9 protein-coding genes, 1 tRNA gene and 1 pseudogene are annotated in these 10,628 nt (G+C 63.8%); 2 read left to right on the plus strand and 9 right to left on the minus strand.

Features of this window, described 5'->3' with window-relative positions:
• Positions 1-405, plus strand: a pseudogene (locus tag DH10_RS26515) (succinate--CoA ligase subunit alpha); the annotation flags it as partial.
• 160 nt (positions 406-565) lie between these two features.
• Here the strand turns inward: DH10_RS26515 and DH10_RS26520 are convergent.
• Positions 566-650: transfer RNA gene (locus DH10_RS26520), tRNA-Leu, on the minus strand.
• 327 nt (positions 651-977) lie between these two features.
• On the opposite strand from DH10_RS26520, the gene lipB reads away from it, so the two are divergent.
• Positions 978-1,721: a lipoyl(octanoyl) transferase LipB gene (lipB, locus tag DH10_RS26525; RefSeq protein WP_192245376.1), complete on the plus strand. Its 744-nt coding sequence runs from the start codon at positions 978-980 to the stop codon at positions 1,719-1,721.
• 10 nt (positions 1,722-1,731) lie between these two features.
• Here lipB and DH10_RS26530 read toward each other — a convergent pair whose 3' ends face one another.
• The 8 genes from DH10_RS26530 to DH10_RS26565 form a co-directional block, all read right to left on the minus strand.
• The gene (locus tag DH10_RS26530) at positions 1,732-2,982 is read right to left on the minus strand and encodes an SRPBCC family protein (protein ID WP_192245378.1); all 1,251 of its coding nucleotides are present in this window, start codon (positions 2,980-2,982) and stop codon (positions 1,732-1,734) included.
• Between the two features lie 692 nt (positions 2,983-3,674).
• Entirely contained in the window at positions 3,675-4,358 is a 684-nt protein-coding gene (locus tag DH10_RS26535; protein WP_192245380.1) for an ABC transporter ATP-binding protein, read from the minus strand.
• On the minus strand, positions 4,355-5,638 hold the full coding sequence (locus DH10_RS26540) for a lipoprotein-releasing ABC transporter permease subunit (protein WP_192245383.1): 1,284 nt from the start codon (positions 5,636-5,638) through the stop codon (positions 4,355-4,357). Before DH10_RS26540 ends, DH10_RS26535 begins: the two co-directional genes overlap by 4 nt.
• Complete coding sequence (gene proS / locus DH10_RS26545) at positions 5,638-6,963, minus strand: proline--tRNA ligase (RefSeq protein WP_192245385.1); 1,326 nt, start codon at positions 6,961-6,963, stop codon at positions 5,638-5,640. The genes DH10_RS26540 and proS overlap by 1 nt, the downstream gene beginning before the upstream one ends.
• A 574-nt stretch (positions 6,964-7,537) precedes the next feature.
• Positions 7,538-7,822, minus strand: coding sequence for a DUF1467 family protein (locus tag DH10_RS26550; protein ID WP_192245387.1), 285 nt, complete (start codon positions 7,820-7,822; stop codon positions 7,538-7,540).
• A complete protein-coding gene (mce, locus tag DH10_RS26555) occupies positions 7,819-8,226 on the minus strand; it encodes a methylmalonyl-CoA epimerase (RefSeq protein WP_192245389.1) in 408 nt (135 codons plus the stop codon). Before mce ends, DH10_RS26550 begins: the two co-directional genes overlap by 4 nt.
• 93 nt (positions 8,227-8,319) lie before the next feature.
• Complete coding sequence (locus tag DH10_RS26560; protein WP_192245391.1) at positions 8,320-9,990, minus strand: ribonuclease J; 1,671 nt, start codon at positions 9,988-9,990, stop codon at positions 8,320-8,322.
• A gap of 48 nt (positions 9,991-10,038) precedes the next feature.
• On the minus strand, positions 10,039-10,628 hold a 590-nt coding region (locus DH10_RS26565; protein ID WP_192385539.1), incomplete at its 5' end, for a biotin--[acetyl-CoA-carboxylase] ligase.

A 10,628-nucleotide genomic window follows, 5' to 3' on the forward strand; every position in this document is an offset into this window, starting at 1 on the left:
GCCTCGCAGATGAAGGCGCTGGGCATCGGCGTGTCGACCAGCGTCGGCATCGGCGGCGACCCGATCAACGGCTCCTCCTTCAAGGACATTCTGAAACTGTTCGAGCAGGACGACGAAACCGACGCCGTGGTGATGATCGGCGAGATCGGCGGCCCGCAGGAGGCCGAAGCCGCGATCTGGGCGCGCGACAATATGCGCAAGCCGCTGATTGCCTACATCGCCGGGCTCTCCGCGCCGAAGGGCCGCCGCATGGGCCACGCCGGCGCGATCATCTCGGCCTTCGGCGAGTCGGCGCAGGAAAAGGTCGAAATCCTGAAGGAGGCAGGGGTGGTCATCGTGCCGACACCTGCGTCCTTCGGCGAAGTCGTGGCCGACACGCTAGCGCGCACGAAGAAGGCTGCCTGACCAGCGATCAGACGATTGACGGAATCGGAACCGGCGGCGGGGTCTTGCATGACCCGCCGCCGTTTTCGTTCATCCGTTGCGAGCGATATCGCATTGCCGGCCGCACAACGACGAGCTGCGCGTCCCGTCAGTTGACTAAAGCGATCTGTCAGGGGAGTTTTGGTGCGGTCGAGAAGACTCGAACTTCCACGGGTTGCCCCACAGCGACCTCAACGCTGCGCGTCTACCAATTCCGCCACGACCGCACGTGGTAGGAGCCGGAACCGTCCGGCCCGGGGCCTGTAGCAAATCGTTTCCGGCGAAACAAGTGCGCCGTGCGGAATATTCGCTAATGCATGTCGCCCAAAAGTGCGTAGCGGTTTTGGGAGAACGACATGCATCAGATAAAGCTGCTGGCACAATGCTCCACAGCCTCGCCGCGAGCCCGCGGAACTGGACGTTTTTGCCGATTGCCGCCATATGAAGGGCAATCGCATGCCGCCTGAAGCCGCTGACGGATTTTTGGGGTACAAACACACATCTGAGCCCGCCAGGATTCGTCCGATCACGGCGCGCCTCAGAAGAGACGCGCCATGACAGAACGCAGCCAGATCGCCACGTCGTTCCTGCCCCTTCCCGGTTCGGCGCCGGTCGAATGGGTGATCGAACCCGGCCTCAATTCCTATCCGGACGCCCTTGCCTTCATGGAAGCGCGCGCCGAGGCGATCCGCAGCGGCGCCGCCGACGAGATGGTCTGGCTGGTCGAGCATCCGCCGCTCTACACGGCGGGCACCAGCGCGCGCATCGAGGACCTGATCGAGCCCGACCGTTTTCCCGTCTTTGCCGCGGGCCGCGGCGGCGAATACACCTATCACGGTCCGGGACAGCGCGTGGCCTATGTCATGCTCGACCTCAGGCGACGGCGTGAGGATGTCCGTGCCTTCGTCGCCGCGCTCGAGGAATGGATCATCACAACACTTGCCGCCTTCAATGTGCGCGGCGAACGGCGCGAGGACCGCGTCGGCGTCTGGGTTGTGCGGCCGGATCGCCCTGCCCTGCCGGACGGCTCGCCCGCCGAGGACAAGATCGCCGCCATCGGCATCAGGCTGAGGCGTTGGGTGAGTTTTCATGGCATCGCTATCAATGTCGAGCCGAACCTCGGCCATTTCAGCGGCATTGTGCCCTGCGGCATCGCCGACCATGGCGTCACCAGCCTCGTCGACCTCGGCCTGCCCGTCACCATGGCCGACCTCGACCTCGCGCTGAAATCCGCCTTCGAAGGCGTATTCGGGCCTGCCGCGGTGCCAGTCGCCGAGCCGGCCCGAAAGGCAGGCTGACCCACCACGGCTACATCAGCTGCGCGGAGGCCCAGAGCACCCCATAGCCGTGAATGGCAAAGACCGCGAGCAGCGCGCCGGCCAAGACCAAGCGGTCGAAGGTTCGGATCGGCTTCAGCTCATGGCGCGGCTTCACGCCGCTTCCCACGGTAAGCAGGCTGAGGATCGAGAACACCGCGCCGGCGACAAGCAGGAAGCTGGACGGGAAACCGGCGCGCCAGCCGAGCGCCAGCAGGGCGGACAGCAACAGGAAGGAGGCCAGCGCGAGCGCGATGGGCCCCGGGCAGATCTGGCGCAGCACCTGGCCGCCGTCGAACTTCCACACCGGCACCAGATTGGCGATGTTGAACAGCGACGCGCAGCCGGCAAGCGTTGCCAGCAGCAATGCCGCCAGGCGATGCCCTTCGCTTCCGGCAAGGCTGCTGGCAGCGATCAGCAGAGGCACCAGGAAGGCGGAGAAGCCGGCCCCCATCAGCGCCACGAAAGCGACTTCGAAGCGGCTGTCATAGGGCCTGCCGCCCATGGCGATGCCGCCGAGCAGCGGGATGAAGATCATGCGCGCCCGCCGATGCCCCGTCAGGCGGAACGCCGCCATGTGGCCAAGCTCGTGCAGGGCCACAACCGAGGTCAGGATCGCGGCGAGCGCCAGCCCGCCGGGACTGAGGCCGAAGAACGGCCACAGGATAAGGGCCGAAAGCACGGCGAAGCCGATCTGGCTCACCGGATGCTCGAACCAGCCGCCCTTGCGATACTTGCCGGTCCTCGCCCAGACCTTAAGCTTGGCGAGTTCGCGGCGCATGGCAAAGTAACGGAAGATCAGGAAGGCGACGCCGCGATAGCGGTCGGTCTGCGTCAGTGTGACCCGCGTCGCACCGCCTTCGGGCGCGAGCTCGGTGGTTTCGCGATAGTCGGCCCAGAAGGATGGATCGAGCGCCGTATCGTCGATGACGCGCATCGAGAAGCGGCTGCCTTCCACCACATCGTCGAACCGCGCCTTGCGTTCGATCGGCCGGCCGTCCCGTCCCTCCCAGGACAGTTTGATCAGCGCCGTCCCCTTGCCGTCCAGCGTTTCGGCCGAGAGGATTTCGCCCGACCAGCCGGCATCGCTGCCGAACGGCCAAAGCGCCTGCCAGAGGCGTTTCCGATCGGCCTCTACCACGCGGCTGACTGTAACCGTGCGCAACCCGAGCGGCACGGTCATCAGCAAGAAGATCAGTCCGAGATTTCCGGCCACGAGAGTGACCGTGGCGATGACCGACACTGCCTTTGGCTCCCCGTCTTGAAGGAGCAGCCTAGCGGCGGCGCGGCCAAGAAAGACTTAACAATGGGCGGGCTCTTGCCCGTCTCAAACAATGGGCGGGCCCTTGCCCGCCCGAACAGCGGCGGCAAAGCCGCCCGATCACATGGCGCCAATCCAGATCGCCATGGAAATGAGGAAAGTGCTCATGCAAACCAGCGAGACGACATCCTGAACCAGATCGGCCATAACTCTCTCCTGTTGTTAGTATGTTCTCAATTTGTTCTAATTTTGTTCGAATGTCAACGATCAGGAAGCGACGCGCCGGGCGAATCCGGGCGGTCCGTTTGGGCACGGTTAAGGAACGGTTGACGGGACGAGATGCACGGCTGGGGAACTAACTGGAACTTAAGACAGGTGCCTCTGCCGCGAGGCAATCGCTTCAGGTTTTGAATTCCTTTCGGGCGTCTGCGCTGTCCCAGCCTGCCATGACCGCCCTCTCTCAGCGAATTTGCAGAACTTGACGCACACAACCCGCTCTCATCGCCGGCTTCGCCAATCGCCAACATTGCAGGATAGGCGCCGAGGCCGCGGCTACCTTCCTTCTCCCCGTCACTATACGGGAGAAGGTGCCGGCAGGCGGATCAGGGGCAACACTGCCGTCTGAAAGAAGGCGGCTCAACCGGTACACCCCGACAACCTGCGCCTCGACACGGTTAGAGCGGCACCACCTTACCCTCGGCCAGCGTCACCCGCCGGTCCATGCGGGCGGCCAGCTCGTGATTGTGGGTGGCGATCAGCGCCGCAAGCCCCGATTGCCGGACCAGCGCCTCCAGTGCGTCGAAAACATACGAAGCGGTCGCCGGATCGAGATTGCCGGTCGGCTCGTCGGCCAGAAGCACCAGCGGCGCATTGGCGACGGCGCGGGCTATGGCGACACGCTGCTGCTCGCCGCCGGAGAGCTCGGACGGCCGGTGCTGCGCGCGCTTGCCGATCTGCATGTAATCCAGCAGTTGTGCCGCCCGCTCGGACGCCTCTTTGCGGCCGAGCCCCTTGATCAGCTGCGGCATCATGATGTTCTCGAGCGCCGAGAACTCAGGCAGCAGGTGATGGAACTGATAGACGAAGCCGACATCGTTACGGCGGATCGCGGTGCGTTCGTCGTCGGAGAGCCGGCCGCAGGCGCGGCCGCTGAGGATCACATCCCCCGCGTCAGGCCGCTCGAGCAATCCCGCCGTATGCAGCAAGGTCGACTTGCCGGTGCCCGAAGGCGCCACCAGCGCCACCATCTCGCCGCGCCGCAGCGAGAAATCGGCGCCGTTCAGAATGGTCAGCTTGCGCGGCCCCTGGACATAGTGCCGCTCGACGCCCTTCAGCTCGATAATGGCTTCGGCCATCACTCGTACCTCAAGGCTTCGACCGGATCGAGCCGCGCTGCCCGCCATGCCGGAAACACCGTGGCGAGGAAGGACAGGCTGAGCGCCATGATGACGACATAGGTGGTCTCGCGCGGGTCCATTTTCGCCGGCAGCTGGCTGAGGAAATAAAGCTCGGGATTGAACAGTATCCTGCCGGTCATCCAGGAGAAGAACTGGCGGATCGATTCGATGTTGAGGCAGATGACGACGCCGAGCAACACGCCGGCTATCGTGCCGGTCACGCCGATCGCGGCCCCGGTCATCAGGAAGATGCGCAGGATCGCCCCGCGCGAAGCGCCCATGGTGCGCAGGATGGCGATGTCGTGGCCCTTGTCCTTCACCAGCATGATCAGGCCGGAAATGATGTTGAGCGCCGCCACCAGCACGATCAGCGTCAGGATCATGAACATCACGTTGCGCTCGACCTGAAGCGCCGAGAAGAAGGTCTCGTTGCGCTGGCGCCAGTCGACGAGATCGATCGGCCGCTGCGCCGCCCGCTCGACCAACGGCTTCAACGCATCGACATTGTCGGGATTGTCGACATAGATCTCGATGGTCTGCGCCCGCCCGTCCATGTTGAAGTAGAGCTGCGCTTCCGAGAACGGCATGTAGACGATCGAGCTGTCATATTCCGACATGCCGACCTCGAAGATCGCCGCCACCTTGTAGCCCTTCATGCGCGGCGTGGTGCCTAGCGGCGTGACGTCGCCTTCGGGCGAAATCAGCGTGATGGTGTCGCCGAGCACCAGGCCTAGATTCTCGGCCATGCGCTTACCGATCGCCACGCCCTCGCCGGCGTCGAAGCCGTCAAGCGTGCCCTGCTTGATGTTGTTGGACACGATCGAGATCTTGTTGAGGTCTTCCGCGCGAATGCCGCGCACCAGCGCGCCGGTGCCGCCGCCGACATTGCCTTGCGCCAGCACTTGCCCGTCGATCAGAGGGATGGCGTATTTGACGCCGGAAACACCGTTGATGCGGCTCGCCACCTGCGCATAGTCCTCCAGCGGCGAATCCAGCGGCTGCACGATCAGATGGCCGTTGACGCCGAGGATGCGGGTAAGCAATTCGGCGCGAAAACCGTTCATCACCGCCATGACGACGATCAGCGTCGCGACGCCCAGCATGATGCCGAGGAAGGAGATCGAGGCGATGACGGAGATCACCGTCTCCTTGCGGCGCGAACGCAGATAGCGCCACGCCACCATGCGCTCGAAGCCTGAAAAGGCGCCTGCCGGCGATCGAGCTGCAGCCGCCTCGTTCATCAGGCGATACCCAGGCGTTTCTTGGCTTCCGCGATCGGCAGGGTCTCGCGCTCGCCGGTCCGGCGGTTCTTGATCTCGACCTCGCCTGCGGCCACGCCGCGCGGGCCGACGATCACCTGCCAGGGCAGGCCGATCAGATCGGCGGTCGCGAACTTGCCGCCCGGCCGCTGGTCGGTGTCGTCATAGAGCACGTCCTTGCCGGCCGAAGTCAACGCCGCGTAGAGCTCGTCGCAGACGCGATCGCATTCGGCGTCGCCCGCCTTCATATTGATCAGGCCGATATCGAACGGCGCCACCGCTTCCGGCCAGATGATGCCGTTCTCGTCGTGACTCGCCTCGATGATCGCCGCGACAAGCCGCGACGGGCCGATGCCGTAGGAGCCGCCCGAAGCGAAATGGTCCTTGCCGTCGGGCCCGGTGACCTTGGCATTCATCGGCTTCGAATATTTCTCGCCGAAGTGGAAGATGTGGCCGACCTCGATGCCGCGCGCCGAAAGCCTGTCGCCTTCGGAGACCTTCTCCCAGGCTGCTTCGTCATGCATCTCGTCGGTGGCGGCGTAAGGCGTCGTCCATTTCTTCACGATGCCGCCGATCTCGGTATCGTCGGCAAAATTCGTGTCCGCTCCAGGCACCTCGAGCGACAGATAGGCGCGGTCGCAGAACACCTGGCTCTCGCCGGTGTCGGCCAGGATGATGAACTCATGGCTGAGGTCGCCGCCGATGGGGCCGGTGTCGGCGCGCATCGGAATGGCCTGCAGGCCCATGCGCGTGAACGTCCTGAGATAGGAGACGAACATGCGGTTATAGGCGGCTCTGGCGCCTTCAAAATCGAGGTCGAAGGAGTAAGCGTCCTTCATCAGGAACTCGCGCGAGCGCATGACACCGAAGCGGGGACGCACCTCGTCGCGGAACTTCCACTGGATGTGGTAGAGATTGAGCGGCAGGTCCTTGTAGGACTTGACGTAGGCGCGGAAGATCTCGGTGACCATTTCCTCGTTGGTCGGGCCGTAGAGCATATCGCGGTCCTGCCGGTCCTTGATGCGCAGCATCTCCTTGCCGTAGTCGTTGTAACGGCCGCTCTCGCGCCACAGGTCCGCCGACTGGATGGTCGGCATCAGGATTTCCAGCGCGCCTGCCCGGTTCTGCTCCTCGCGGATGATCTGGCAGACCTTGTCCAGCACCCGCTTGCCGAGCGGCAGCCAGGAAAAGCTGCCCTGCCCCTGCTGGCGGATCATGCCGGCACGCAGCATCAGCCGATGCGAGACGATTTCGGCCTCGCGGGGGTTTTCTTTGAGAATGGGCAGGAAGTAGCGCGACAAACGCATGGACTGGTCCGTGAATGAAAAAATGGCGGCGCGGGGAATCGGCGCAACCGAGGCTGCTTGCCCGGGCTTCATAGCCATTTCATGACAGAATGGAAACCCGAGCGCGCCAAAGTGTTGGCGCGTTCTGCGCATAATCAAAAAGGCTGTTTGGCCGCCAAAGTGCCTCATCCGGCTATTTGATCGATTCACAAGCAAGCCTTGCCCCACTATTGTGCAGTGCAGCACGATATTGCCCGTTTGGAGGCAAAATTCTTCGTGACATTTTCACCTGCCTTGGTCTAGTGTGCGCCGATAACCGAGAGGGCGGAGAAAAATCTGCTCTCCTACGCGGTCAAAGTCTTGGGAGGATGCGATCTAGGCGCGGTAACTCGCTGCCGCCGGACACCGGAAACGGATCGGACGCGTTTAAATTGCAAGGCCTCGTGCCTTGCATTTTTTTTGTGCAATCATCTGCTTAGCACGACAAGCTGCCAAACAGCATTACGTTGCGTCAGCCATTGAAATCGGAAGCCCGCTTCCGCCTTCAACCAAAGCGGGCACCGGCTGGTCAATACTTGCGAAACTGTATAGGACCTTAGCTGCCCTCAGTATGACTAAAGTCCGGCACGATGTGCGGGATGTCGTCGAAGCCAAAGCCGAGCCCCCTCGTCAGCCCGTAGAAAATGCCGATCACGACTGCAGTCACGATCGTCGTGCGGATCGCCGCGCGCAGCATATGCGGCCCACGTGGCGCGCTCGAAACCGTGCCCAGCGTCACGTCCTTGTCCTCGTCCTGCGTGCGCAGGCTGAACGGCAGCACGGCAAACAACACCAGCCACCATGTGACGAAGAACAGCGCTACGAAGGAAACCCAGTTCATGCCTGCTCCAGTTCCACCAGCGTGCCGAAGAAATCCTTCGGGTGCAGGAACAACACCGGCTTGCCATGCGCGCCGGTCTTCGGATTGCCGTCGCCAAGCACACGCGCGCCGCTCGCCTTGAGATGATCGCGCGCGGCCAGAATATCGTCGACCTCATAGCAGACGTGATGCATGCCGCCTGACGGGTTCTTCTCCAGGAAGGCAGCAATGGGCGAAGCCTCGCCCAGCGGTTCCAGCAATTCGATCTTGGTGTTGCCGACATCGACGAAGACGACGTTCACGCCATGCTCCGGCAGCGCCTGCGGTTCGCTCACCTGGGCGGCGCCCAGCGTATCGCGATAGGCCGCGGTCGCCGCGGCCAGGTCCGGCACGGCAAGCGCGACATGGTTCAGGCGTCCGAGCATGGAAGGCTCCGTCGTGGTAAATGGTGAATAGTGAATGGTAAGCCCAAACTCGAGCAGTGCAGATACCAAATACTATTCACCATTCACCATTCACTACCTAGTCACGAATACCGTCACCAGCGGCTTCTTGCCCCAGGCTTCGTTGGCGGCGCCGCGCACGGCGCGGCGCACGGCCTCCTGCACCAGGTCGAGGTCTTTTCGGCGCTGGCGGGGGATGGAGTCCACCGCGCCGATTGCCGCATCGAGCATCAGGTCTTCCAGCGTCTCGCCGCTGGCATCGGCCTCGGCAACGCCGATAGCCACCAGATCAGGGTCGCCGGCCAACTCGTATTTGTCGTCGAGCACGACATTGACCGCGACATGCCCGGCAAACGAAAGCTTGCGGCGGTCGCGTATGCCCATCGCCTGGTCGGTCCCGATCAGCAGGCCATCCTTGTAGAGGCGGCCGAACGGCACCTGGTCGATGATCGTGGCGGGACCGGGCCAGAGTCTGAGCATATCGCCGTCGCGCACCTGTGCCACCTGGCCGATGCCCGACATAGACATCAGCGAGCCCTGCGCCACCAGATGCGCCGCTTCGCCATGCACCGGCACGCCGATCTGCGGCCGCACCCATTCATACATCTTGCGCAATTCGCTGCGGCGCGGATGGCCGGAGACGTGCACCAGCGCATCGCCGTCCTCGATGATCTTCATGCCGAGGTCGATCAGCCGGTTCTTGACCTCGAGGATCGCCTTCTCGTTGCCGGGAATGGTGCGCGAGGAAAACACCACCGTGTCGCCGGCCGTCAGCGCCACCGACTTCATCTCGTCCCGCGAAAGCTTCGCCAGTGCCGCCAGCGGTTCGCCCTGGCTGCCGGTGCAGATGATCACCAGGTTTTCGCGCGGGATGAAGCCGTAATCCTCCTCGGCGATGAATTCCGGCAGGCCGTCCATGTAGCCAAGCTCGGTCGCGACATCGATGACGCGCTTCAGCGAGCGGCCGAGCACCAGGCATTGCCGGCCGGCGTCGCGCGCCGCCCTGGCGATCGAGACGATGCGCCCGACATTGGAGGAGAAGGTGGTGACCGCGACGCGGCCCTTGGCCTTCTCGATGACCCCCTTGAGGCCCTCGCCGACCGCCACTTCCGACGGCGACTCGCCTTCCCTCAGCGCATTGGTGGAATCGCAGATCAGCGCCAGCACGCCCTTGTCGCCATAGGCGCGGAAGCGCGCCTCGTCGGTCTTCGGCCCGATCGTCGGCGCCGGATCGATCTTCCAGTCGCCGGTGTGGATCACCGTGCCGGCGGGCGTGGTGATCGCCAGCGACATCGGCTCAGGGATCGAGTGCGCGACGGGGATGGCCTCGATCTCGAACGGTCCGACGGTGAACTTCTCGCCCGCCCGATAGATCGATGCTGGGATTTTCGGCGCATTCCGCTCACCCTGCCGCTTGGCCTCGAGCAGGCCGGCGGTGAAGGGCGTCATCCAGACAGGCGCTTTGAGCTTCGGCCAGATGTCGAGCAGCGCGCCGTAGTGGTCCTCATGCGCATGGGTGATGACGATGCCGCGCAGGCCGTCGAGGTTCTCCTCGATGAAGCGCGTTTCGGGCAAGATGAGATCGACACCCGGATGCGCGGTATCGGGAAAGGTGACGCCGACATCGACGATAATCCACTCGCGCGCGTCGGCCGGCCCGTAGCCATAGAGGGCGAAGTTCATGCCGATCTCGCCGACGCCGCCGAGCGGCGCGAACACGAGTTCGGCGTTTTCTCTATCCGCCATGAATTCTTTCCTTCCTGGCCGCTCAGGCCAAGCCAATCAAATCAAGTGTCAAGGACGGGCCGATGCGACCGCGCCGAAATGCACGTCGCCGGCCGCGATCGTCAAAACCGATCCGTCATCGTCGCGGATCACAAAACGGCAGTCCTCGTCAATGGTCTCGAAGACACCGCGCACCACATTGCCGTCAATTCTGACAGCAACCTCGCCGCCGAGCCCGGCCGCGCGCGCCAGCCAGCGCTTCCTGATGGCGGAAAGCCCGCGCCCGTCGTCCCACAATCTGAAGTTCTCGCTCCAGGCGTCCGAAAGCGCCAGGAACAGCGTTTCGGCATCGCAATTGGCGCCCAGCGCCTGCAGCGATGTCGCCGGATAGGGCAGATCCTCAGGATAAGCCACCACATTGACGCCGATGCCGACGGCGACGGCAAAGCGGCCGCCTTCGAGCATCGCCGACTCCAGCAGGATGCCGGCAAGCTTGGCGCCTGAGGCGAGCACGTCGTTCGGCCATTTCAGCTCGAAGCGATTGCGGCCTTCGCTGGCGCCGTCCAGGGCAACGACGATCCGGCCTTGCGGGACGACGGCGTCCAGCGCGTCGGCGAGCGCCAGCCCGGCGACGAAGCCGAGCGTCGCGGCAAGCCTGA

The organism is Mesorhizobium silamurunense (assembly GCF_014843825.1).
GTDB classification, from domain to species: domain Bacteria; phylum Pseudomonadota; class Alphaproteobacteria; order Rhizobiales; family Rhizobiaceae; genus Mesorhizobium; species Mesorhizobium silamurunense.